The sequence below is a fragment of the Pseudomonas sp. OTU750018 genome (assembly GCF_011636575.1).
Classification (GTDB): domain Bacteria; phylum Pseudomonadota; class Gammaproteobacteria; order Pseudomonadales; family Pseudomonadaceae; genus Aquipseudomonas; species Aquipseudomonas peli.
On record NZ_JAAPAU010000001.1, the window covers coordinates 548,819 to 573,598 of the forward strand.

General features: G+C 58.6%; 21 protein-coding genes. 5 read left to right on the forward strand and 16 right to left on the reverse strand.

The genetic code is table 11. The features are described 5' to 3' along the window. Positions 1 to 23: 23 nt before the first annotated feature. The 16 genes from dnaE to rpsB form a co-directional block, all read right to left on the reverse strand. On the reverse strand, positions 24 to 3,545 hold the full coding sequence (gene dnaE / locus HCI85_RS02740) for a DNA polymerase III subunit alpha (protein WP_167141691.1): 3,522 nt from the start codon (positions 3,543 to 3,545) through the stop codon (positions 24 to 26). Positions 3,546 to 3,656: 111 nt separating this feature from the next. After that, positions 3,657 to 4,253 carry a ribonuclease HII gene (gene rnhB, locus HCI85_RS02745; RefSeq protein ID WP_167141694.1) on the reverse strand — a complete coding sequence of 199 codons (597 nt, stop codon included), beginning with the start codon at positions 4,251 to 4,253 and terminating at the stop codon, positions 3,657 to 3,659. Then, positions 4,253 to 5,386 (reverse strand): lipid-A-disaccharide synthase, encoded by a 1,134-nt coding sequence (gene lpxB / locus HCI85_RS02750; RefSeq protein ID WP_167141696.1) that lies wholly within the window; start codon positions 5,384 to 5,386, stop codon positions 4,253 to 4,255. Before lpxB ends, rnhB begins: the two co-directional genes overlap by 1 nt. Positions 5,387 to 5,389: 3 nt before the next feature. Further along, on the reverse strand, positions 5,390 to 6,166 hold the full coding sequence (lpxA, locus tag HCI85_RS02755; protein ID WP_167141698.1) for an acyl-ACP--UDP-N-acetylglucosamine O-acyltransferase: 777 nt from the start codon (positions 6,164 to 6,166) through the stop codon (positions 5,390 to 5,392). Then, positions 6,163 to 6,603 carry a 3-hydroxyacyl-ACP dehydratase FabZ gene (fabZ, locus tag HCI85_RS02760; RefSeq protein WP_160015687.1) on the reverse strand — a complete coding sequence of 147 codons (441 nt, stop codon included), beginning with the start codon at positions 6,601 to 6,603 and terminating at the stop codon, positions 6,163 to 6,165. Before fabZ ends, lpxA begins: the two co-directional genes overlap by 4 nt. A 48-nt stretch (positions 6,604 to 6,651) precedes the next feature. Then, on the reverse strand, positions 6,652 to 7,713 hold the full coding sequence (lpxD, locus tag HCI85_RS02765; RefSeq protein ID WP_167144221.1) for a UDP-3-O-(3-hydroxymyristoyl)glucosamine N-acyltransferase: 1,062 nt from the start codon (positions 7,711 to 7,713) through the stop codon (positions 6,652 to 6,654). Next, the gene (locus HCI85_RS02770; RefSeq protein ID WP_090248384.1) at positions 7,713 to 8,216 is read right to left on the reverse strand and encodes an OmpH family outer membrane protein; all 504 of its coding nucleotides are present in this window, start codon (positions 8,214 to 8,216) and stop codon (positions 7,713 to 7,715) included. Before HCI85_RS02770 ends, lpxD begins: the two co-directional genes overlap by 1 nt. A gap of 43 nt (positions 8,217 to 8,259) precedes the next feature. Next, complete coding sequence (bamA, locus tag HCI85_RS02775; protein ID WP_167141699.1) at positions 8,260 to 10,608, reverse strand: outer membrane protein assembly factor BamA; 2,349 nt, start codon at positions 10,606 to 10,608, stop codon at positions 8,260 to 8,262. Positions 10,609 to 10,697: 89 nt separating this feature from the next. Further along, positions 10,698 to 12,050 (reverse strand): sigma E protease regulator RseP, encoded by a 1,353-nt coding sequence (rseP, locus tag HCI85_RS02780; protein WP_167141701.1) that lies wholly within the window; start codon positions 12,048 to 12,050, stop codon positions 10,698 to 10,700. A gap of 21 nt (positions 12,051 to 12,071) precedes the next feature. After that, positions 12,072 to 13,256: a 1-deoxy-D-xylulose-5-phosphate reductoisomerase gene (gene ispC, locus HCI85_RS02785; protein WP_167141703.1), complete on the reverse strand. Its 1,185-nt coding sequence runs from the start codon at positions 13,254 to 13,256 to the stop codon at positions 12,072 to 12,074. Further along, positions 13,253 to 14,068, reverse strand: coding sequence for a phosphatidate cytidylyltransferase (locus HCI85_RS02790; protein ID WP_167141705.1), 816 nt, complete (start codon positions 14,066 to 14,068; stop codon positions 13,253 to 13,255). The genes ispC and HCI85_RS02790 overlap by 4 nt, the downstream gene beginning before the upstream one ends. Beyond that, positions 14,068 to 14,823, reverse strand: coding sequence for a polyprenyl diphosphate synthase (uppS, locus tag HCI85_RS02795; protein WP_090248390.1), 756 nt, complete (start codon positions 14,821 to 14,823; stop codon positions 14,068 to 14,070). Before uppS ends, HCI85_RS02790 begins: the two co-directional genes overlap by 1 nt. A 16-nt stretch (positions 14,824 to 14,839) precedes the next feature. Beyond that, positions 14,840 to 15,397 (reverse strand): ribosome recycling factor, encoded by a 558-nt coding sequence (frr, locus tag HCI85_RS02800; RefSeq protein ID WP_090383231.1) that lies wholly within the window; start codon positions 15,395 to 15,397, stop codon positions 14,840 to 14,842. Continuing rightward, positions 15,387 to 16,136 carry a UMP kinase gene (gene pyrH / locus HCI85_RS02805; protein WP_090248393.1) on the reverse strand — a complete coding sequence of 250 codons (750 nt, stop codon included), beginning with the start codon at positions 16,134 to 16,136 and terminating at the stop codon, positions 15,387 to 15,389. The genes frr and pyrH overlap by 11 nt, the downstream gene beginning before the upstream one ends. A gap of 190 nt (positions 16,137 to 16,326) precedes the next feature. Further along, on the reverse strand, positions 16,327 to 17,193 hold the full coding sequence (gene tsf / locus HCI85_RS02810) for a translation elongation factor Ts (protein WP_160085136.1): 867 nt from the start codon (positions 17,191 to 17,193) through the stop codon (positions 16,327 to 16,329). Between the two features lie 183 nt (positions 17,194 to 17,376). Next, entirely contained in the window at positions 17,377 to 18,120 is a 744-nt protein-coding gene (gene rpsB, locus HCI85_RS02815) for a 30S ribosomal protein S2 (protein ID WP_090248396.1), read from the reverse strand. 285 nt (positions 18,121 to 18,405) lie between these two features. On the opposite strand from rpsB, the gene map reads away from it, so the two are divergent. The 5 genes from map (at position 18,406) to dapD (ending at position 24,619) form a co-directional block, all read left to right on the forward strand. Continuing rightward, on the forward strand, positions 18,406 to 19,188 hold the full coding sequence (gene map, locus HCI85_RS02820) for a type I methionyl aminopeptidase (RefSeq protein WP_167141707.1): 783 nt from the start codon (positions 18,406 to 18,408) through the stop codon (positions 19,186 to 19,188). Positions 19,189 to 19,230: 42 nt separating this feature from the next. After that, complete coding sequence (locus HCI85_RS02825) at positions 19,231 to 21,933, forward strand: [protein-PII] uridylyltransferase (protein ID WP_167141709.1); 2,703 nt, start codon at positions 19,231 to 19,233, stop codon at positions 21,931 to 21,933. Positions 21,934 to 22,001: 68 nt separating this feature from the next. Next, a complete protein-coding gene (dapC, locus tag HCI85_RS02830) occupies positions 22,002 to 23,198 on the forward strand; it encodes a succinyldiaminopimelate transaminase (protein ID WP_167141711.1) in 1,197 nt (398 codons plus the stop codon). Continuing rightward, the gene (locus HCI85_RS02835; protein ID WP_167141713.1) at positions 23,198 to 23,545 is read left to right on the forward strand and encodes an ArsC family reductase; all 348 of its coding nucleotides are present in this window, start codon (positions 23,198 to 23,200) and stop codon (positions 23,543 to 23,545) included. The genes dapC and HCI85_RS02835 overlap by 1 nt, the downstream gene beginning before the upstream one ends. 39 nt (positions 23,546 to 23,584) lie before the next feature. Beyond that, positions 23,585 to 24,619, forward strand: a complete 1,035-nt coding sequence (gene dapD / locus HCI85_RS02840; RefSeq protein ID WP_167141715.1) for a 2,3,4,5-tetrahydropyridine-2,6-dicarboxylate N-succinyltransferase — start codon at positions 23,585 to 23,587, stop codon at positions 24,617 to 24,619. Positions 24,620 to 24,780 lie beyond the last annotated feature (161 nt).

Here is a 24,780-nt window from a genome sequence, read left to right on the forward strand (position 1 = left end):
CGGCGAAGCCTGAGCCTCGCAAATCAGCGGTAGTGCAAAAAGACGTTGTCGCGGCCGAACTGGTCACGCAATGCCTGAATCAGACTGTCAGCCGGCTCAATGCGCCAGCCTTCGCCAAACTGCAATTGCGCCTTGGCGTCACTGCCGCTGTAGTCGACGGTGATCGGGCACGCACCGCGATGACGGCCACACAAGTCGGCTAACCAACGCAGACGATCACCCTGCAAGGCGCTGCTGGCGACCTTCAGACGCAAGCTATCGGCCAGACCGGTTCGCGCTTCTTCCAGACTCATCACCCGTTTGGCGCGCAGACGCAGGCCACCGGAGAAATCGTCATTACTCACCTCACCCTCGACCACTACCAGAGCATCGGTCTGCAGTAAGGCTTGTGCGCTATTGAAGGCTTCGGCAAACAGGGAAGCCTCGATCCGTCCGGAACGGTCATCGAGGGTGATAAAGCCCATCTTGTCGCCCTTCTTGTTCTTCATCACCCGCAGGTTGACCACCAGGCCGGCAATCGTCTGATCGCCGCGCGCGGCTTTCAGGTCGACGATGCGCTGGCGCGCAAACCGCCGCACCTCACCTTCGTACTCATCAATCGGGTGACCGGTCAGGTACAGGCCCAGGGTGTCTTTCTCACCTTTGAGGCGCTCTTTCAGCGTCAGTTCACGGGCGCGCAGATGGTTGAGGTAAACATCCGCCTCGGCATCGGCAAACACTCCGCCGAACAGGTCCATATGCCCGCTCTCGGCGCTGCGCGCGGTCTGTTCGGCGGCCTGCACGGCCTCCTCCATTGCACCGAGCAACACCGCACGATTACGGTCGATATTGGCCTTATAGGCTTTCAGCTCTTCATGGAAGTGCGGACCGAGACGGTCCAGTGCACCGCTGCGAATCAGCGCTTCGAGGGTGCGTTTGTTGATGCGTTTGAGGTCGACCCGCGAACAGAAGTCGAACAGATCCTTGAACGGTCCGTCCTGACGCGCCTCGACGATGGCCTCCACCGGCCCCTCGCCGACGCCCTTGATCGCGCCCAGGCCGTAGACAATCCAGCCTTCGTTGTTAACAGTGAATTTGAACTCGGAGATGTTCACGTCCGGCGCATCGAGGCGCAGCTTCATGCTGCGGCATTCCTCGATCAGGGTGACCACCTTGTCGGTGTTGTGCATATCCGCCGACAACACTGCCGCCATAAAGGCAGCCGAGTGGTGCGCCTTGAGCCAGGCCGTCTGATACGAAAGCAAGCCATAGGCAGCGGAGTGGGATTTGTTGAAGCCGTAACCAGCGAACTTTTCCACCAGATCGAAGATGTTACCCGCCAGGTTCGCATCGATCCCGTTGCTGGCGCAGCCTTCGATAAAGCCACCGCGCTGCTTGGCCATCTCTTCGGGTTTTTTCTTACCCATGGCGCGGCGCAGCATATCCGCACCACCGAGGGTGTAGCCGGCCATGACCTGGGCGATCTGCATCACCTGTTCCTGGTACAGGATGATGCCGTAGGTCGGTTTCAGCACCGGCTCCAGACCCGCGTACTGGTAGTCCTGATGCGGGTAGGAAATCGGCTCACGACCGTGTTTACGGTTGATAAAGTCGTCCACCATGCCCGACTGCAACGGCCCCGGACGGAACAGGGCCACCAGAGCGATCATGTCTTCCAGACAGTCCGGCTTGAGCTTTTTGATCAGCTCCTTCATGCCGCGTGATTCAAGCTGGAACACCGCGGTGGTCTCGGCTTTCTGCAGCATGCTGAACGTCGGTTTGTCGTCCAGCGGGATAAAGTCGATGTTCAGATCCGGCAAGCCCTTCTTGGCCTGCTCGCGGTTGATGGTTTCCATCGCCCACTTGATGATCGTCAGGGTACGCAGGCCGAGGAAGTCGAACTTCACCAGGCCGGCGGATTCCACATCATCCTTATCGAACTGGGTGACCAGTCCGCCGCCTTCGTCATCGCAGGCAATCGGCGAGAAGTCGGTGAGCTTGGTTGGCGCGATCACCACACCACCAGCGTGCTTGCCGGTGCCACGACAGATGCCTTCGAGCTTGAGCGACATTTCCCAGATTTCCCGGGCGTCTTCGTCGACCTTGAGGAAGTCGCGCAGCGGCTCTTCCATCTCGTAGGCTTTTTCCAGGGTCATGCCGACTTCGAAAGGAATCATCTTCGACAGGCGGTCGGCCAAGCCGTAGGACTTGCCCTGGGCCCGCGCCACGTCGCGCACCACAGCCTTGGCCGCCATGGTGCCGAAGGTGATGATCTGGCTCACGGCGTTGCGGCCGTATTTCTCGGCCACGTAATCGATTACCCGGTCGCGGCCGTCCATGCAGAAGTCGACGTCGAAGTCGGGCATGGAAACCCGTTCCGGGTTGAGGAAACGTTCAAACAGCAGGTCATAGGCCAGCGGGTCGAGGTCGGTGATCTTCTGTACGTAGGCCACCAGCGAACCGGCACCCGACCCACGGCCAGGGCCCACCGGGACGCCGTTGTTCTTCGCCCACTTGATAAAGTCCATTACGATCAGGAAGTAACCGGGGAAGCCCATCTGGATGATGATATCCAGCTCGAAATTCAGCCGATCGATATAGACCTGACGTTTCTCTTCGTAATTGGGCGTGGTTTCCTTTGGCCAGAGCACAGCCAGGCGCTCTTCCAGGCCCTCGAACGAGACCTGGCGAAAGTATTCGTCCATGGTCAGGCCGGCGGGCACCGGGAAATCCGGCAGGAAGTACTTGCCCAGCTGCACTTCGATATTGCAGCGCTTGGCGATCTCGATGGTGTTTTCCAGCGCTTCCGGCAGATCACTGAACAGCTCGGCCATTTCCTCCGGGCTTTTCAGGTACTGCTGATCGGAATAGGTGCGCAGACGGCGCGGGTCATCCAGGCTGCGGCCTTCGCCGATGCACACGCGGGTTTCGTGGGCGGCGAAATCGTCCTGCTTGATAAAGCGCACATCGTTGGTCGCTACCAGTGGCGCGCCGACCCTGTCGGCCAAGGCGACGGCGGCATGCAGATGCTCTTCATCATTGACCCGGTTGGTGCGCTGCACCTCCAGGTAGAAGCGCTCGGGAAACACCTCCATCCACTCACGCAGTACGGCTTCAGCCGCCGCCGGCTCGCCATCAAGCAAGGCATGGCCGACTTCGCCTTCCTTCGCGCCGGACAAGGCAATCAAGCCTTCGGCCGCTTCCTTGACCCAATCACGCTGGATGATCACCAGGTCATTGCTCTGCCCTTCGCTCCAGCCGCGCGAGACCAGTTCGGTGAGATTGCGATAACCCTTGGCATTCATCGCCAGCAGGGTCATGCGGCTGAGCGGGCCATCTTCATCGGCACTGGCCAGCCAGATGTCGGCGCCGCAGATCGGCTTGATCCCGCCGCCCATGGCCGCCTTATAGAACTTCACCAACGAGCACATATTGCTCATATCGGTAACCGCTACCGCCGGCATTCCGGCTGCCGCCACCGATTTGATCAGTGGCTTGACCCGCACCAGCCCATCGACCAGGGAAAACTCGGTGTGCAAACGCAGGTGGACAAACGAAGCGGTCATGGCAGTCCTATACAAAACGCAAAAACGACAAGGCAGGGATTGTACAACCGCAGCAGCGCGCGACAAGCGCTACCGGGCACAGGATAACGAGGGAATTTCGCCAGCGTTGTGTCAGTCGTCCAACAACGCACGTACCGGGCCAAAAGAGCGCCGGTGAATAGGGGTCGGCCCCAGGCGCCGTAGCGCTTCCAGGTGTACCGGGGTGGGATAGCCTTTGTGCCCGGCGATACCGTAACCGGGGTATTGCTGATCAAGCAGCTGCATCTCGCGATCACGACTGACCTTGGCCAGGATCGACGCCGCAGCAATCGCCGGCACCTGGCTATCGCCCTTGATCACCGCAGCGCTGGGCACCTGCAGTTTCGGGCAGCGATTGCCATCGATCAGCGCCAGCTTGGGCGTGACGCTCAAGCCCTCGACCGCGCGCTGCATGGCCAGCATGGTGGCCTGCAGGATATTCAGCTGGTCGATCTCTTCCACCTCGGCACGAGCGATGCACCAGGCCAGGGCTTTTTCACGAATCTCGTCGAAGAGTTTTTCCCGACGCGCCTCGGTCAGCTTTTTCGAATCGTTCAGGCCGAGAATAGGCCGCGCCGGATCGAGAATCACCGCTGCCGTCACCACAGCGCCGCAGAGCGGGCCACGGCCGACTTCATCGACGCCGGCCACCAGTTCCTGCACCAGAGTGAAATCCAGCCCGAGTTGCATCAGCCGCGCCCTGTCAGCTGCAGCACAGCCTGGGCCGCTTGCACCGAGGCGTCACGTCGCAGCGCCCGGTGAATCACATCAAAGCCTTCGGTCTGGACCTCGCCGCCATCCAGCAATGGCGCCAGCAAGTGAGCCAATGCTTCAGGCGTGGCAGCGTCCTGAATCATCTCAGGTACCAGCAAACGCTCAGCCAGCAGATTCGGCAGGGAGATATAGGCACTGGTGACCAGGCGCCTGAGGATGCGATAGGTCAGTGGCGCAACCTTGTATGCCACCACCATCGGCCGCTTGTACAACAAGGCCTCAAGGGTCGCCGTACCGGAGGCGATCAACACCGCATCACAGGCCGCCAGCGCCTCATGGGAACGGCCATTGAGCAAGGTCAGCGGCAGATCAAGGCCAACCAGCATCTGCTCAAGCTGCGCACGGCGCTCCGGGCTGGAACAGGGCAGGACAAACTGGATACCGGGGCGCAAAGTGCGCAACCGCACGGCGGCATCGAGAAACAGGCTGCCCAGGCGCGACACTTCGCCGCCACGGCTGCCCGGCATCAGGGCAACCACCGGCTGATCATGAGATAGATTCAGCGCATCACGGGCCGCAGCGCGATCCGCCTGCTGCGGAATGGTATCGGCCAGCGGGTGGCCGACAAAACGCACCGGCACCTGATGGTCCTGATAGAACTGCGCCTCGAACGGAAACAAGGTCAGCATCAGGTCGCAGGCCTCGCGAATCTTCAAAACGCGTTTCTGCCGCCAGGCCCACACAGACGGGCTGACGTAATGCACAGTCTTGATGCCAGCCTGACGCAGCTTGAGCTCCAGGGTCAGGTTGAAATCCGGCGCATCGATGCCGATAAACACGTCCGGCTTGGCCTCGATCAAGGTGTTGATCAGCCGCTTGCGCCGTGACAGCAGTTCGGGAAGGCGGCCAAGTACCTCGACCAAGCCCATCACCGACAAGCGCTCCATCGGAAAATAGGAATTCAGCCCCTGGACCTGCATCAGCGGGCCACCGACACCGATAAATTCGATCTGTGGGTATTGGGCTTTGAGGGCCTGCATCAGGCCCGCACCGAGAATATCGCCAGACGCCTCGCCGGCGACCAGCGCGACACGCATCAGGTCAGTCATAAATTATCGGGTAATGCCGCGGCTTGAAGCCTGAATGGAGTCGCGGAAGATCGCGACTTCGGGGAACTCTGCGGACGACTCGGCCAGCTCGGCCATCGCCTGCTCAACCGTAAGGCCCTGGCGATAGACGATCTTGTAGGCACGGCGCAAGGCGGCAATCGCCTCAGCGCTGAAACCACGACGGCGCATACCTTCGAAGTTCATGCTGCGCGCTTCGGCAGGATTGCCAAACACAGTGACAAACGCCGGTACATCCTTGCCAATCGCCGTGCCCATGCCGGAAAAGCTGTGCGCACCGATACGGCAGAACTGATGGACCAGGGTGTAGCCGGAGAGAATCGCCCAGTCATCGACCCACACATGCCCGGCCAACGCAGTGTTGTTGACCAAGATGCAATGGTTACCGATCACGCTGTCATGGCCGATGTGGGCATAAGCCATGATCAGGTTGTGGTCGCCAAGGGTGGTTTCACTGCGATCCTGCACGGTGCCGCGGTGGATGGTGACACCCTCGCGGATCACGTTGTGGTCGCCAATTACCAGTCGAGTCGCCTCACCCTGGTACTTGAGATCGGGGGTGTCTTCACCCACCGAGGAGAACTGATAGATGCGGTTGTGCTTACCGATCCGCGTCGGCCCCTTGAGGATCACATGGGGGCCGATCACTGTACCCTCGCCAATTTCTACATCGCCCCCAACTATCGACCAAGGGCCGACGACGACGTCGTCAGCCAACTTGGCGCTGGGATCGATGATGGCGCGAGGGTCAATCAAACTCATAGCTTGCGTTCCGCACAGATGATTTCTGCCGAGCAGACTTCCTTGCCGTCGACGCTAGCTTTGCACTCGAACTTCCAGATGCTGCGCTTGCTGCTCAGGTAGCGGGCTTCGAGGATCAGTTGATCACCCGGCACCACTGGCTGGCGAAAGCGTAGCTTGTCGGAGCCGACAAAGTAATACAGTGTGCCATCGGAGGGCTTCAGATCCATCATCTTGAAGCCAAGAATGCCGGCGGCCTGAGCCATGGCTTCGATGATCAAAACACCCGGCATGATCGGGTGCTCAGGAAAATGCCCGTTAAAGAACGGCTCATTGATGCTGACATTCTTGTAGGCGCGAATTCGCTTGCCTTCAATATCCAGCTCAGCCACCCGGTCCACCAAAAGGAACGGATAGCGGTGCGGCAAGTATTCGCGAATCTGGTTGATGTCCATCATGTGCAGAGAAGCCTGTAAGAGAAAAAAGAGAAGCCGGCAAACACCGGCTCAGGCATCAGATGAAGTGTCGGCAGCTGGGGTCACGGCGGCCAGCTGCTTTTCCAACTGTTGCAGGCGTCGCGCCATGTCATCCAACTGACGAATCCGTGCCGCGCTCTTGCGCCATTCAGCCGCTGGCTGCATGGCAGTGCCCGACGAATAGGAGCCCGGCTCGGTTATCGAGCGAGTGACCATGGTCATACCGGTGACGAACACGTTGTCGCACACCTCGATATGTCCAACCATGCCCACTCCGCCTGCGATCATGCAGTTCTTGCCGATCTTGGTGCTGCCGGAAATACCCGCGCAACCGGCCATAGCCGTGTTGTCGCCGATCTGCACGTTGTGCGCGATCATGATCTGGTTATCCAGCTTCACTCCATTACCAATCAGCGTATCTGAGAGTGCGCCACGGTCAACGGTGGTATTGGCACCTATCTCGACGTCATCACCGATAGTCACCCCACCGATCTGCGCGATCTTTTGCCACACGCCCTTCTCGTTGGCAAAGCCGAAGCCCTCACCGCCGATCACCGCGCCAGATTGAATAACCACCCGTTTGCCAATGCTCACGTCGTGATACAGCGTCACTCGCGGAGCCAACCAACCACCCTCGCCAATCACCGAGCGCGCACCGATAACGCACTGCGCGCAGACGGTTACACCGGCAGCGATTTGCGCGCCACTTTCGATCACCGTATAGGCGCCGATACTGGCACTCGCATCAACGTGAGCATCCGCAGCCACCACTGCAGTGGGGTGCACGCCAGGCATAGCCTGGGGCTTACGGTCAAATAGATGGGAAAGCTCGGCATACGCCAGGTAAGGATTAGCAACGACCAAGGCATTGCCGGCATAGCCTTCAGCATCTGCGGCGGCCAACAGCACCGCGCCAGCCTGGCAGCCCGAGAGAAACTTACGGTATTGCGCATTGGCGAGAAAACTCAGCTGATCAGCGCCGGCTTCCTGCAAGGTAGCCAAGCCGCTGATCGGCTTGTCCGAGGCGCCACGCAAGGTGGCGCCCAGACGATCGGCCAACTGGCCAAGGGTATAAACCGTTGCACTCATGATCAGCGCAGCTGATTCATGCGCTCAATAACCTGGCGGGTGATGTCGAACTGAGGTTTGACATCAATCACCGCACCGCGCTCCAGCACCAGGTCGAAGTTACCGGTCTTGATCACTTCTTCCACGGCCTTGTCCAGGTTCGGCTTGAGCTTTTTCAGCATTTCACGATCAGCCACGGCCTTAGACTCATTCAGTTCTTTGGACTGGAACTGGAAGTCACGAGCTTTTTGCTTGAATTCAAGCTCCAGGCGCTCACGCTCAGCGGTCTGCATTTTTTCACCGTCTTTAACTAGACGGTCCTGAATGCGCTTGGCGTCGCTTTCCAGAGTTTTCAGCTTGTTCAGCTGCGGGCCAAATTTCTTCTCGGCATCCACGGCGTAACGCTTGGCTGCGTCAGATTCAAGCAAGGCCATTTGGTAGTTCAGTACCGCTACTTTCATCTCGGCAAAAGCCGGGGTTGCCAGCAGGGCAACGCTTAACAAAACCAGTTGAGTCAACTTACGCACGGTGCAACTCCTACAAAACTGTTGGTATTCAAAAATCCGACGCTTAGAACGTCTGACCGAGAGAGAACTGGAAAATCTGCGTATCAGCATCATCCGGTTTGATGATTGGCATGGCCAAGCTGAAGCTCAACGGGCCCAGGGCTGTGATCCACGTCAAACCAACCCCCACAGAGCTGGCCAAGTTGCCTGGATCGATGCTGCCGCACTCTTCCTGCGACTTGCCGCAATTGGTGTCGAAGACGTTACCCACATCCCAAAACAGTGCAGTACGCAGGGAACGCTGGTCCTTGACGAACGGCATGGGGAACAGCAGCTCAGCACCACCTTGAATCAGTACGTTGCCACCAAAGGGCAGTGGGTCTTGATCAGGGTCGAAGGCTGTACCAGGGTTAGTACCACGGCTCGGCGTACTACGCGGCCCAAGGCTGCTGTCTTTGAAACCACGTACCGAGTTGAAACCACCCGCGTAGTAGTGCTCGTAGAACGGCAGATCGGAAGTAGAGCCATAGCTCTCGCCATAACCCAGCTGGCTATGCAGACGCAGGGTATAGGTGTCGCTCAGTGGCTTGAAGACCTGACCGCGGTAATCCACCTTAAAGAACGACAGGTCACTGCCCGGCACCGTGGTTTCGAATACCAGACTTTGCGAGTGACCGCGATTAGCCAGCACGCCACGGTTCAGAGTGGATTCAGACCAGCCAATCGACGCCTTGAGGTTCAGGTAGCTGTCACCCTCTTCCTCGATAAAGTTGAAAATCTCATCAACTGTATAAACACCAGTACCGATGCTGTCGTTCTGCACGGTCAGACCATAGGTCAGGCGCGAAGTATCACTGATTGGATAGCCGATACTGGCGCCGACGCCGTAGCTATCCACCGAGTAGCTAGATACATCGGTGTTCAGTTCGTCGTAATCGGTTTCACGGAAGAAGGCGTTGTAGCCCAAGCTAACGCCATCTGGCGTCCAGTAGGGGTCAACAAAACCAAAGTTGTAGTTGCTCTGATACTCGCTGCGAGTCAAGCCGACGCTGACCTTGTTACCCGTACCCAGGAAGTTGTTCTGGGTAATCGAGCCACCGAGAATCAGACCGGCGTTCTGGGCAAAACCAACGCTGGCGGTGATGGAGCCAGAAGCCTGCTCTTCCACGCTGTAGTTAACGTCAACCTGGTCATCGGTGCCTGGCACCTGTGGAGTTTCGACGTTAACTTCCTTGAAGTAGCCCAGACGCTCAAGACGGGTCTTGGACTGATCGATCAGGTACGTCGAAGCCCAACCACCTTCCATCTGACGCATTTCACGGCGCAGCACTTCGTCTTCCGACTTGGTGTTACCGCGGAAGTTGATGCGATTAACGTAAGCTCGTTTGCCCGGGTCAACCACAAAGGTAATCGACACAGTGCCGTCATCATGGGCTTCTGGTACGCCGTTAACGTTGGCAAAGGTATAACCTTCATTACCCAGACGGCGGGTGATCAGTTCGGATGTGGTGGTCATCACTTTCCGCGAGAAAACCTGACCTTCCTGAACCAGCAGCAGGGCCCGCACGTCTTCTTCCGGAACCTTCAGTTCACCGCTTAGTTTGACCTCACGTACGGTGTACTTCTCGCCTTCGTCGACATTGACGGTGACATAGACGTGTTTTTTGTCCGGGGTAATGGATACCTGAGTCGAGCTGATATCCATATTGATATAGCCGCGATCCAAGTAATAGGAACGCAGGCGCTCCAAGTCGCCGGAAAGTTTTTCACGGGCGTACTTGTCATCGTTTTTAAAGAAGGACAGCCAGTTGGTGGTCTTCAGCTCAAACAGGTCAATCAGGTCCTCATCAGCAAAGACTGAGTTACCCACCACATTGATATGCTGAATTGCAGCAACGGAGCCTTCATTGATATTGATCTTTAGCGCTACGCGGTTGCGCGGCTGCGGAATCACTTCGGCTTCGATTTCGGCGGAATAGCGGCCCTGCGCAACGTATTGACGCTGCAGCTCATTACGCACACCTTCAAGGGTTGCGCGCTGGAAAATCTCACCTTCCGACAGACCGGACTGATTGAGACCTTTGAGCAAGTCTTCGCTGGTGATGGCCTTGTTGCCTTCGATTTCGATACTGGAAATCGACGGACGCTCAACCACGGTCACAACCAGTACGTCGCCATCGCGACCGAGCTGAATGTCTTGGAAAAAGCCGGTTTTGAACAGTTCGCGGGTCGCCTCAACCAGCGAACGGTCATCGGCTTGCGCGCCCACATTAAGTGGCAGGGCACCGAATACGCTACCCGCGGAAACGCGCTGCAGACCGGTGACCCGGATATCGGAGATGGTGAAGGACTCGGCGTGAACTTCGGTGATCATCAGTGCGGCAAGCACCGCAGGTAGCAGCAGACGTTTCATGAAGTCCTTTCTTATTCCAACTGACAATAAAAAATCTGCCGCTTAGTGCGACACGTATTGTTCGTACCGAGAGCGTAATTCAGCAGTGGTTACAGGCGACCCAAGTCGTTTACCAGGGCCAGTAGCATCACCCCGATGACCAAACTGATGCCGATCTGCATCCCCCAACCCTGTATCCGTTCCGACAGCGGGCGACCACGCACCCACTCGACCAGATAAAAAAGCAGATGCCCCCCATCCAGCACGGGGATAGGCAACAAATTAAGAACCCCCAGACTAATGCTTAAGTAGGCGAGAAATTTAAGAAAATCACTCAAACCTGACTCAGCAGAAGCGCCCGCCACTTTAGCAATGGTTATCGGCCCGCTCAAGTTTTTTACCGAGAGCTCGCCAAACAGCATTTTCTTCAGTGAATTAAGGGTCAGAACGCTCATTGTCCAGGTATTTTTGGCACCTTCGGCGATGGCTTCTAATGGGCCATAGCTGACTTCGCGCAACATCTCAGGCGGCCATTCGCCACCCGCAACACCAGCACCCAGGTAACCACTGAGCGCCTCACCTTCACCGCGAGCAGCCAGAGTCAACGGCACATCCAGCTGCTGACCTTGGCGCTCTACCCGTAAACTAATCTTTTTACCCGGTAAGCCACGTACTTGATCCACCAGCTGCTGCCAATCGGCCAAAGACTGACCGTCGAGCGCAAGCAGGCGATCGCCAACCTGCAAGCCCGCAGCAAATGCCGGACCTTCAGGATCAAGCTGCGCCAGGACCGGCGGCAGAGCCGGACGCCAAGGACGAATACCCAATGAGGAGATGGGATCTGGCTCATCGGCACCGCGCAGCCAGTTATCAAGGACGATCTGCCGAGGACTGTCGACCGAGGAACCCGGCTCGCGTACCGCGAGATCCAGCCGACCACTCTCACCCAGCCGACTAACCAGCTGCAGATTTACCGCAGCCCAGCCGGTGGTGGGCTCGCCGTCAACCGCAACAATCTCCTGCCCGACCTGCAAACCAGCGATATCTGCCAGACTGCCCGCTTCGACCGCGCCAATAACCGGGCGCACCTGCTGGCTGCCCAGCATCGCCACAACCCAGAAGAACAGTAGCGCTAGGAGGAAGTTCGCCACCGGACCAGCCGCCACGATGGCAATACGCTGCTGGACTGACTTGCGATTGAACGACTGATCAAGCAGCTCCGGCGGCACATCGCCTTCGCGTTCATCGAGCATCTTCACATAACCGCCCAGCGGGATGGCGGCCACGACAAACTCAGTGCCCTGGCGGTCATGCCAACGCAGCAGCGGGCTGCCAAAACCGACGGAAAACCGCAGTACCTTGACGCCACATCGGCGGGCGACCCAGAAGTGCCCATATTCGTGGATGGTTACTAGCACACCCAGTGCAACCAGGGTACCGACCAACATATAAAGCGCACTCATCAAACTTCTCCGCGTCGGTGATCAGCGCCGACTCAGCCATTGTTCGGCCAGATAGCGGGCCCGACCATCTGCAGCCAGCACCGTATCCAGGCTCTCAACCGCCAGGGCGGGCTCAGCGAGCAAAACGTCTTCGATGATACTCGCGATCTCGGGAAAGCGGATGCGTCGCTCAAGAAAGGCCGCAACCGCCACTTCATTGGCCGCATTGAGCATGGCTGGCGCGGTACCGCCGGCTTGCGCAGCATCACGCGCCAGGCGCAGACAAGGAAAGCGCTGTTCGTCAGGCGCCTGGAAGTCCAACCGAGCAATGGCGAACAGATCCAGCGGCGCAACACCCGAGTCGATTCGCTCTGGCCAGGCCAGAGCATGACTGATCGGCGTACGCATATCCGGATTGCCCAATTGGGCCAGCACCGAACCGTCGACATAATCGACCAGCGAATGGATCACGCTCTGCGGATGCACCACCACTTCAATCTGCGCCGGGGTAGCATCAAACAACCAGCAGGCCTCGATCAGCTCCAGGCCTTTGTTCATCATGCTCGCCGAGTCGACCGAGATTTTGCGCCCCATCGACCAGTTGGGGTGAGCGCACGCCTGCTCGGGGGTGACCGCATGCAACTGTTCCAGCGGCATTTCGCGAAAGGGCCCGCCCGAGGCGGTCAGCAGAATACGCCGCACGCCAACCTGCTGAAGGCCGCGGGAGTAGTCACCCGGCAGGCACTGAAAAATCGCATTGTGCTCACTATCGATGGGCAACAGCACAGCGCCGCTTTTGCGCACAGCCTGCATAAACAGCGCGCCCGACATCACCAGGGCTTCTTTATTTGCCAGCAGCACCTTCTTGCCAGCCTCAACGGCGGCCAGGGTCGGCGGCAAGCCTGCCGCACCGACGATAGCAGCCATCACCGCATCCACTTCAGGATGCGCTGCCACTTCACACAACCCCTCCGGGCCATGCAGCACGTGAGTAGCTAGACCAGCTGCACGCAGACCGTCTTGCAGGTGGCGGGCATCCAGAGCCTGCGGCACCACAGCAAAGCGTGGACGGTAGATCATGCACAACGCCTCCAGCTCAGTCAGACGACTGAAACCGGACAACGCGAATACTTGATAACGCTCTGGATGGCGAGCGATGACATCAAGGGTGCTCAGACCGATCGAGCCGGTCGCCCCCAGCACGGTAATCTGCTGCGGATGACTCACAGCGCGCCCCAACCCGCCAGCCACAACAACGCAGCGAACACCGGGATTGCCGCCGTCAGGCTGTCGATACGATCTAGCACGCCGCCGTGGCCAGGCAGCAGATTACTGCTGTCCTTAACCCCGGATTGGCGCTTGAACATGCTTTCGGTCAGGTCGCCGACAACCGAGATCAACACCACCACGGCGGTACCGATCAAGCCCAGCAACAGACTGGCAAACGACCAGTCACGGTAAATTGCCACACCCACACAGATCAGCAAAGTAGCCAACAGACCGCCAAACACCCCTTCCCAGCTTTTACCGGGGCTGACCTGCGGGGCCAGCTTACGCTTGCCGAAGCGCCGACCGGCGAAATAGGCACCGATATCCGCGCCCCATACCAGCACCATCACCGCCAGAATCAGCCAATTCGCTTCAGGCCACTGCTTGAACAGCACCAGGCCCTGCCAGGCTGGCAGCAGAATCAGCAAGCCGATCAGTAATCTCACCGGAGCCTGCGTCCAGTAACGGCTGCTGGCTGGATAACCCAACACCAGAAAGGTCGCCACGCCCCACCAGACAACCCCAAGCAACAACACCCAAGGCGCCAAGGCGGGCAGCAAATACAAACCGAACAACAGCGCGGCCACCAGCGCGGCGTAGGCCACTCGCTGCACCTGCGCAGTAAAACCTGCCAGACGCGCCCATTCCCAGGCACCCAGGCTGACCACTGCGCCGATAAACAGCGCAAACAGCGCGCCATTGAGCAGAAAGAAGCCACCCAGGGCGAATGGCAACAGCACCAGCGCCGTGATAATTCGTTGTTTGAGCATCAGCTACGGGCCTCAGCAGCCACCTGATCGCTGGTTTTCCCAAAGCGACGCTGGCGGCTAGCAAAATCGGCCAAGGCTTTGCGCATGGCGTCGTGTTTGAAATCCGGCCAAAACAGGTCGGAGAAATACAGCTCGGTGTAAGCCAGCTGCCAGAGCAGGAAATTACTGATGCGGTGTTCGCCACCGGTGCGAATGCACAGATCCGGCAGCGGCAAATCGCCGGTTACCAGGCAGCTCTGCAGCAATTCGGGAGTGATGTCCTCGGCACGCAAATGACCGCCTTGAACTTCACGGGCTAAACGCTGCGCCGCCTGAGCGATATCCCACTGACCGCCATAGTTGGCCGCCACCTGCAGGACAAAGCGTTTGTCGCCAGCAGTCTGCGCTTCAGCCTCACGCATCGCGGCCTGCAACTCAGGGTGAAAGCGTGAGCGATCACCAATGATGCGCAGGCTGATGTCATTGGCATTGAGCTTCTTCGCCTCGCGGCGCAGTGCACTGAGGAACAACTCCATCAGCGCACTGACTTCCTCGGCCGGGCGCTGCCAGTTTTCACTGGAAAAGGCGAACAGCGTCAGCACCTCGACGCCCGCCTCGGCGCAAACCTCGATCACCGCACGCACCGCATCGACACCGGCTTTATGACCGGCCACGCCGGGCAGCAGACGCTTCTTCGCCCAGCGATTGTTACCGTCCATGATGATCGCCACATGCCGTGGCACGGCGAACGGACTACCGTCTTTGGTCTTTTCCATGACGATATCCTGGCCGTTAAACGGCCATCAGATCCGCTTCTTTCTGCTTCACTGCCACTTCGATTTCCGCGACAAACTTGTCGGTCAGCTTCTGGATCTCGTCGGCCGCACGGCGCTCTTCGTCTTCGCTGATTTCCTTCTCCTTGACCAAGTCTTTCAACTGGCTCAGGGCGTCACGACGAATATTGCGCACCGCCACACGACCATCTTCAGCCGCATCACGCGCCTGCTTGGTGAAGCCCTTACGGGTTTCTTCGGTCAGCGCCGGCATTGAGATCAGCAGCAGCTCACCCAGATTGGTCGGGTTGAAGCCCAGGCCGGAGCTCTGGATCGCCTTGTCGACAGCAGACAGCATGTTGCGCTCGAAGGCCACAACCTGCAGGGTACGGGCGTCTTTGACGGTGACGTTAGCCACCTGGTTCAGCGGGGTGTCGGAGCCGTAGTAAGGCACCATCACGCCACCGAGGATGCTTGGGTGGGCCTGACCGGTACGGATTCGGCTGAAGGCATGAACCAGTGATTCCAGGCTCTTTTGCATACGCACTTGGGCGTCTTTTTTGATCTCATTGATCATGTTTATCTTCCTCAATCAGAGTGCCTTCAGCGCCACCCACTACAACGTTCAGCAGGGCACCAGGCTTGTTCATGTTGAAAACACGCAGCGGCATATTATGGTCGCGGCACAGGCAGATGGCCGTAAGGTCCATTACGCCCAGCTTGCGGTCGAGCACCTCATCGTAGGTCAGGCGATCGAACTTCTCGGCATGCGGGTCTTTGAATGGATCGGCAGTGTACACACCATCGACCTTGGTGGCTTTCAACACCACGTCGGCATCAATTTCGATGGCGCGCAGGCAAGCGGCCGAGTCGGTGGTAAAGAACGGATTACCAGTGCCAGCGGCGAAAATCACCACCTCACCGGTTTTCAGATGACGCAGCGCTTTGCGCCGGTCGTAGTGATCGGTCACTCCAACCATGGAAATAGCCGACATGACGATGGCCGGAATATTCGAACGCTCCAGCGCGTCGCGCATGGCCAAGGCGTTCATCACGGTGGCCAGCATGCCCATATGGTCGCCGGTTACCCGATCCATACCCGCCGCGCTCAGCGCCGCGCCACGGAACAGGTTGCCACCACCGATAACCAGACCGACCTGTACACCGATACCGACCAACTGACCGACTTCCAGCGCCATGCGGTCCAGCACCTTGGGATCGATGCCAAAATCTTCCGACCCCATCAGGGCCTCGCCGCTAAGTTTGAGCAGAATGCGCTTGTAGCGCGGTTGACGACCACTCATCTGCTGAGCCATTGCGAGTCTCTCCTGCGGCGTTTGAATTCTGTGCAAACCTTCGGTTCGCTTTTATCGAGCGCTTCGACAGCGCCCTGAGCCATTGGTGCCAAAGCACCAACCACTCCACAGCTTAGCTGTGCCCTCAATTTGACAAAGAGGCCGCGCGCGTTAGCGGGCAGCCTCTTCGGGGCAACAGCAGTTAGCCGTCTTACTGCTTGCTGGCAGCAGCTACTTGCGCAGCAACTTCTTCAGCAAAGTTGTCGACCGGCTTCTCGATGCCTTCGCCAACCTTGAAGTAGGTGAAGGAAACGATTTCAGCACCGGCTTTCTTGGCCAGAGCACCGACCTTGATTTCCGGATCCTTAACGAAGGCTTGCTCAACCAGGCTGGCTTCAGCCAGGAACTTCTGGATACGACCAGCAACCATCTTCTCGACGATTTCAGCCGGCTTGCCCTTGATCTTGTCTTCGTTGAGGCTGACGAACACGGCTTTCTCGCGCTCGATGGCTTCAGCGGACACTTCCGAAGGCAGCAGGAATTCAGGGTTGCTTGCAGCTACGTGCATGGCGATGTCTTTGGCCAGGTCGACAGTGCCGCCCTTGAGCACAACCACAACACCGATCTTGTTGCCGTGCAGGTAAGAACCCAGAACGTCACCTTCAATACGCGCCAGACGACGGATATTGACGTTCTCACCAGTTTTGGCAACCAGTGCCAGACGGGCTTCTTCTTGAGCAGCGATCAGCGGCTCAACTTCGGTCATCTTGTCAGCAAAGGCTTTCTCGACGCTGGCAGCAACGAAGTTCTTGAAATCGTCCTGCAGAGCCAGGAAGTCGGTCTGCGAGTTGACTTCGAGAATGACGGCAGTCTTGCCATCTTCCTTGATGCTGATGGCGCCTTCAGCAGCCACGTTGCCGGCTTTCTTGGCAGCTTTGATCGCGCCGGAAGCACGCATGTCGTCGATGGCTTTTTCGATGTCGCCGCCAGCCTTGGTCAAGGCCTTCTTGCAATCCATCATGCCTTCGCCAGTACGCTCACGCAGTTCTTTAACCAACGCTGCAGTAATTTCTGCCATTTCAAAATCCTCTGGATAGGTTGTTAACCATTCCACCCGCCAAAAACGGGCGCTCAATTCGTAACGCATTGCCGACAATGACCAGAAACGATTGCAACTGCACGTCGACGATGGTTTTCAAGGTGGCAAAAAGGGGGCTAAGCCCCCTTTTTGCGAACTAAGCAAACGCTAAGCGCGTTTTACTTAGCCTTCAGCAGTTTCTGCAGCCGGGGCTTGCTCAACGAACTCGTCGGCGCCGCCGTTAGCGTTGGTGCGACCACGGATTACCGAGTCAGCCATTGCACCCATGTACAGCTGGATGGCGCGAATGGCGTCATCGTTACCTGGGATGATGTAGTCAACGCCTTCAGGGCTGCTGTTGGTATCGACGATGCCGATAACTGGGATACCCAGCTTGTTGGCTTCGGTGATAGCAATGCGCTCGTGGTCAACGTCGATCACGAACAGAGCGTCTGGCAGACCGCCCATGTCCTTGATACCACCCAGGCTGCGATCCAGTTTTTCCAGATCACGGGTGCGCATCAGGGCTTCTTTCTTGGTCAGCTTGGCGAAAGTACCGTCCTGGGACTGAACTTCCAGATCACGCAGACGCTTGATCGAGGCGCGGATGGTTTTGTAGTTGGTCAGCATGCCGCCCAACCAGCGATGATCGACGTACGGCGAACCGCAACGTGCTGCTTCTTCAGCAACGATCTTGCCAGCGGAACGCTTGGTGCCCACGAACAGAATCTTGTTTTTGCCCGAAGCCAGTTTCTCAACGAAGGACAGTGCTTCGTTGAACATTGGCAGGGTTTTTTCAAGGTTGATGATGTGGATCTTGTTGCGCGCGCCGAAAATGTACTTGCCCATTTTCGGGTTCCAGTAACGGGTCTGGTGGCCGAAGTGCACACCGGCCTTCAGCATATCGCGCATGTTGACTTGGGACATGATAGTTCCTTGATAAGTCGGGTTAGGCCTCCACGTATCCCGATCTCCAACCTGGCGAACTTGTCGCAAGGCACCCAGGAAACCGTGTCGATACGTGTGTGGGTTTAAGCTTTCGGGCACACAGCTCGTAAAGCGGCGCGTTTTATACCATAAAAGTCAGGACCAAGCTACTCACAGACAACAACATATGCAGCCAAGTTAGCCGCAGGTTTAACGTAGCGCTTATGGCTGGCGACTTGTAGCTGTTAAGATGTCGCCCTTTCTGTTCGCGTTCGAGAGCCGCACATGACCGTCACCATCAAAACGCCCGACGAAATCGAGAAAATGCGCGTAGCCGGTCGCTTGGCTGCCGAAGTTCTGGAAATGATTGGCGAACACGTCAAGCCCGGCGTCACCACCGAAGAGCTTGATCGCATCTGCCATAACTATATTGTCAACGTGCAACAGGCCATCCCTGCGCCGCTCAATTACAAAGGTTTCCCAAAGTCGATCTGCACTTCGGTCAACCACGTGGTCTGCCACGGCATCCCAAATGACAAGCCGCTGAAAGAAGGCGACGTGATCAACATTGATATCACCGTGATCAAAGATGGCTACCACGGCGATACCAGCAAGATGTTTATGGTCGGCAAAGTGCCGGAGTGGGCCGAGCGCCTGGCCAAGATCACCCAGGAGTGCATGTATAAAGGTATCGAGCTGGTCAAACCCGGTACGCGCCTGGGCGATATCGGCGAAGTGATCCAGAAGCATGCAGAGAAGAACGGCTTCTCGGTGGTGCGCGAATACTGCGGCCATGGCATTGGCGCGGTGTTCCATGAAGAACCGCAAGTGCTGCACTACGGCCGCGCCGGCACTGGTATGGAACTGAAGGAAGGCATGACCTTCACCATCGAGCCGATGATCAACCAGGGCCGCCCAGAAACCCGCACCCTGGGTGACGGCTGGACCGCAATCACCAAGGACCGCAAGCTCTCCGCCCAGTGGGAGCACACCATTCTGGTGACCGCTGATGGCTACGAGATATTCACACTGCGCAGTGATGACACCATCGCCCGTACATCGGCCTGAGCCGCTCGCTGAGTCTGCTTTATAGATAGAAGGAAGGCCGCAATGCCGCAGGTAGATCCCGAGCTGTTCGACCGCGGCCAGTTCCAGGCGGAATTGGCCCTTAAGGCCAGCCCTATTGCGGCGTTCAAGAAGGCCATTCGCCACGCCCGCGAAGTACTCGACGGGCGTTTCACCAGTGGTCGCGATGTGCGCCGCCTGGTTGAAGACCGCGCCTGGTTTGTCGACCAGATCCTGCGCGAGGCTTGGGATCGCCTGTCCTGGAGTGAAGATGCCGATATCGCCCTGCTCGCCGTCGGCGGCTACGGTCGCGGCGAACTGCACCCCTTCTCCGATATCGATCTGCTGATCCTGCTCGACAACGCCGACCACGAAACCTTCCGCGAGCCCATAGAGCGCTTCCTTACCCTGCTCTGGGACATTGGCCTGGAAGTCGGGCAAAGCGTGCGCAGCGTGGATGAATGCGCCGAAGAGGCACGCGCCGACCTGACGGTGATTACCAACCTGATGGAAAGCCGCACCATTGCCGGTCCCGAACGCCTGCGTCAGCGCATGCAGGCGGTTACCAGCACCGAGCAGATGTGGCCGAGCAAGCAGTTCTTCCTGGCCAAGCACAAAGAGCAGCGCGCCCGTCACGGCAAATACAACGACACCGAATACAACCTGGAGCCCAACGTCAAAGGCTCACCCGGCGGATTACGCGATATCCAGACCATCCTTTGGGTCGCGCGCCGGCATTTCGGCACGCTGAACCTGCACGCCATGGTCGGCCAGGGCTTTTTGCTGGAAAGCGAATACGCCCTGCTTGCCTCCAGTCAGGAATTCCTCTGGAAGGTGCGCTACGCACTGCACATGCTCGCAGGCCGCGCCGAAGACCGTCTACTGTTTGACCACCAGAGCAAGGTAGCGGCCCTACTGGGTTACGAAGACAGCGACAGCAAGCGCGCCATTGAGCGCTTTATGCAGAAGTACTACCGCGTGGTGATGGCGATCGCCGAATTGAGCGATCTGATCGTCCAGCACTTCGAAGAGCAAATCCTCAACGCCGGCGAAATTGGCCAGGCCACACCGCTTAACAGTCGTTTCCTGCTGCGGGATGGCTATATCGAAGTCGCGCACCCCAACGTGTTCAAGCGTACGCCGTTTGCCATCATGGAAATCTTCGTGCTGATGGCGCAGCACCCCGACATCAAAGGCGTGTGCGCCAACAGCATTCGCCTGCTGCGCGAGCACCGTCACCTGATCGACGATGATTTCCGCCGTGACATCCGCAACACCAGCCTGTTCGTTGAACTGTTCAAAAGCCCGCAAGGCATTCATCGCAATCTGCGGCGGATGAACCGTTACGGCATCCTCGGCCTGTACCTGCCGGAGTTCGGCCATATTGTCGGGCAGATGCAGCACGACCTGTTCCACATCTATACGGTCGATGCGCACACCCTGAACCTGATCAAGCACCTGCGTAAGTTCAAGTGGACCGAGCTTGCGGAAAAATTCCCCCTGGCCAGCAAACTGATCGACAAGCTGCCCAAGCCCGAGCTGATCTATATGGCCGGGCTTTACCACGACATCGGCAAAGGCCGTGGCGGCGACCATTCGGAGCTCGGCGCAGTGGATGCCGAAGCCTTCTGCGTACGCCACCAACTGCCGAACTGGGACTCCAAGCTGATCGTCTGGCTGGTGCAACACCACCTGGTAATGTCCACCACGGCGCAACGCAAGGATTTGTCCGACCCACAGGTGATCTTCGACTTCGCCCGCCTGGTCGGCGACCAAACCCGCCTGGATTACCTCTACGTGCTGACCGTGGCTGACATCAATGCCACCAACCCCAGCCTGTGGAACTCCTGGCGTGCCAGCCTGCTGCGCCAGCTGTATACCGAGACCAAGCGTGCGCTGCGCCGCGGCCTGGAAAACCCGCTGGACCGCGAAGAGCAGATACGCCTGACGCAGATCGCCGCCCTGGACATCCTGGTGCGCGGCGGCACCGACCCGGATGATGCCGAGCAACTCTGGTCGCAACTGGGTGACGATTACTTCCTGCGCCACACGGCATCGGACGTGGCCTGGCACAGCGAGGCGATCCTGCAACACGGCAACAACAGCGAGCCGTTGGTACTGATCAAGGAAACCACCCAGCGCGAGTTTGAAGGTGGCACGCAGATCTTTATCTACGCCCAGGATCAGCACGACTTTTTTGCCGTGACCGTGGCGGCCATGGCCCAGCTCAACCTGAACATCCATGACGCGCGGATTCTCACCTCCACCAGCCAGTTCACCCTCGACACCTACATCGTGCTCGAAGGCGAAGGCGGCTCGATTGGCGAGAACCCAGTGCGAATCAAAGAGATTCGCCAGGGCTTGGTCGACGCATTGAAGAACCCAGACGACTACCCAGCCATTATCCAACGCCGGGTACCGCGCCAGCTCAAGCACTTTGCTTTTGCGCCGCAAGTGACCATTCACAACGATGCGCACCGACCAGTGACCATCCTCGAAGTCACCGCACCGGATCGACCGGGCCTGCTGGCGCGAATCGGGCGGATTTTCCTCGACTTCGACCTGTCGCTGCAGAACGCAAAAATCGCCACCTTAGGCGAGCGGGTGGAAGACGTGTTCTTCGTCACCGATGCGCACAACCAGCCGCTGTCCGACCCCGAGCTGTGCATGCGCCTGCAGGAAACCATGGTTGCGCAACTGTCCGATGCCCCAGGCACACAGGCCGAACCAAGCCGAATCGTTATTTAAAGCCCCTTATTACCCTTGAGCCGCCCGCCATCTTGGATGCGGGTGCTGGCAGACCTCAGGAAGCAACAATGAACGACGCGTTAAACCAGCTGCAGCCCTACCCGTTTGAAAAGCTTCGCGCACTGCTTGGCAGCGTGCAGGTAGCCGCCGGCAAAAGCCCGATTGCCCTGTCGATTGGTGAGCCCAAGCACCGTTCACCGGAGTTTGTCGCCGAGGCGTTGCGCACAAACCTCGACCAGCTTGCGGTCTACCCGACCACCCTGGGCATCCCGGCGCTGCGTGAAGCTATCGCCAGCTGGTGTAACCGCCGCTTTGGCCTGCCGGCGGGCGTGCTCGATCCGGCGCGCCATGTGCTGCCGGTCAACGGCACCCGTGAAGCGCTGTTTGCTTTTACCCAGGCGGTGGTCAAGCGCGATGTCGATGGCCTGGTAGTCAGCCCCAACCCCTTCTATCAGATCTATGAAGGCGCGGCTTTTCTTGCCGGCGCACGTCCGCACTACCTGCCATGCCTGGAAGAACATGGTTTCAACCCGGATTTCGACGCCGTCAGCGACGAGGTCTGGCAGCGTTGCCAGATCCTCTTTCTCTGCTCACCCGGCAACCCGACCGGCGCGCTGATTCCGCTGCCGACACTGAAAAAGCTGATCGCCCTAGCTGATAAATTCGACTTCGTGATCGCTGCGGATGAGTGCTACAGCGAGTTGTATTTCGATGAAGCCACCCCACCGGCCGGCCTGCTGACGGCCTGCGCCGAACTGGGCCGCCATGATTTCAAACGCTGCGTGGTGTTCCATAGCCTGTCCAAACGCTCCAACCTGCCAGGCCTGCGTTCGGGCTTCGTCGCCGGCGACGCCGACATTCTGAAATCTTTCCTGCTGTACCGTACCTACCACGGCTGCGCCATGCCGGTGCAAACCCAGCTAGCTAGCGTCGCCGCCTGGAGCGACGAAGCCCACGTCAAAGCCAACCGCGACCTGTACCGCGAGAAGTTCGACGCGGTGCTGGCGATTCTTGGCAATGTCCTGGATGTGCAACGGCCGGATGGCGGTTTCTACCTGTGGGCGAAAACGCCGATAGACGATGAAACATTTACCCGCGAGCTGTTTGCCCGCGAGCATGTCACCGTGGTGCCTGGTTCGTACCTGTCGCGCGCAGTGGACGGCAACAACCCGGGGGCCGGCCGTGTGCGCATGGCCCTGGTCGCGCCGCTGGCCGAGTGCGTGGCAGCAGCCGAACGTATCCGTGATTTTGTGAAGAGCCTCTGATGAGCAAGACCCTGTTTGGCATAAAAGCCTGCGACACCATGAAAAAAGCTCGCACCTGGCTCGATGAGCACGGGGTAAGCTACGCCTTTCATGATTACAAAGCCTGCGGCATAGACCGTGGCAACCTGGAGAAGTGGTGCAATGAGCATGGTTGGGAAACCATCCTGAACCGCGCAGGCACCACCTTCCGCAAGCTGGACGAGGCGCAGAAAAGCGGCCTCGATCAGCACAAGGCGATCGAACTGATGCTCGCCCAACCGTCGATGATCAAACGCCCGGTGCTGGATCTCGGCAACAAGACCCTGGTTGGCTTCAAGGCTGACCGTTATGCCGCCGAACTGGTTTGAACCAGCCGGCCCACACGAATTTGCGGTAAGGAAAACAACATGAGCACAACCCTCTTCAGCCTGGCTTTCGGCGTTGGCACCCAGAACCGTCAGGGCACCTGGCTGGAAGTCTTCTACGCCCAGCCACTGCTCACCCCGAGCAGCGAACTGGTCGCCAAAGTGCTGGAAAAAATCGCGTACCAAGGCGGCAACCAGGCTCTCAGCCTGACAAACAGCCAGGCAGGCGACCTGGCCGAAGCGCTGAAAAACGTCGACTGCCAGCAGTCCGCCCTGCTCACCCGCCTGGCCGAAAGCCAGAAGCCGCTGGTGGTCACTCTGCTCGCCGAAGACGCCGCACTCACCAGCACGCCTGAGGCCTACCTCAAGCTGCACCTGCTGTCGCACCGCCTGGTCAAGCCGCACGGCCTGAACCTCAACGGAATCTTCCCGCTGCTGCCAAACGTGGCCTGGACCAGCCAGGGTGCCGTCGACCTCGGTGAACTGGCTGAGCGTCAACTGGAAGCGCGCCTGAAGGGCGATCTGCTGGAAGTCTTCTCAGTGGACAAGTTCCCGAAAATGACCGACTACGTGGTGCCGGCTGGCGTGCGTATCGCTGACAGCGCGCGCATCCGCCTGGGCGCCTACGTGGGCGAAGGCACCACCGTGATGCACGAAGGTTTCGTCAACTTCAACGCCGGTACTGCCGGCCCCGGCATGATCGAAGGCCGCGTGTCGGCGGGCGTGTTCGTCGGCAAGGGCTCGGACCTGGGCGGCGGCTGCTCGACCATGGGCACCCTGTCCGGCGGCGGCAATATCGTCATTTCCGTGGGCGAAGGCTGCTTGATCGGTGCCAATGCCGGCATCGGCATTCCGTTGGGCGACCGCAACACCGTGGAGTCCGGTCTGTACATCACTGCCGGCACCAAGGTGGCGCTGCTGGATGCTGACAACACGCTGGTCAAGGTGCTCAAGGCCCGTGATCTGGCGGGCCAGCCGGACCTGCTGTTCCGCCGCAACTCGCAAACTGGCGCCGTGGAGTGCAAGACCCACAAGTCGGCTATCGAGTTGAACGAAGCCCTGCACGCGCACAACTAAAAAGTTGGTTTAGCGCGGCTGCGCTCGCCCATACTGCGTTGCACTAAGGCTCGGACGCTCATTTACACCAGTAAACTCCGCGTCCTCGCCTTATTGCGCCTTGTCTGGGTTTCGCTCGCAACGCGCTAAACCCAACTTTTAGTCGCCAGATAATCTCTGGA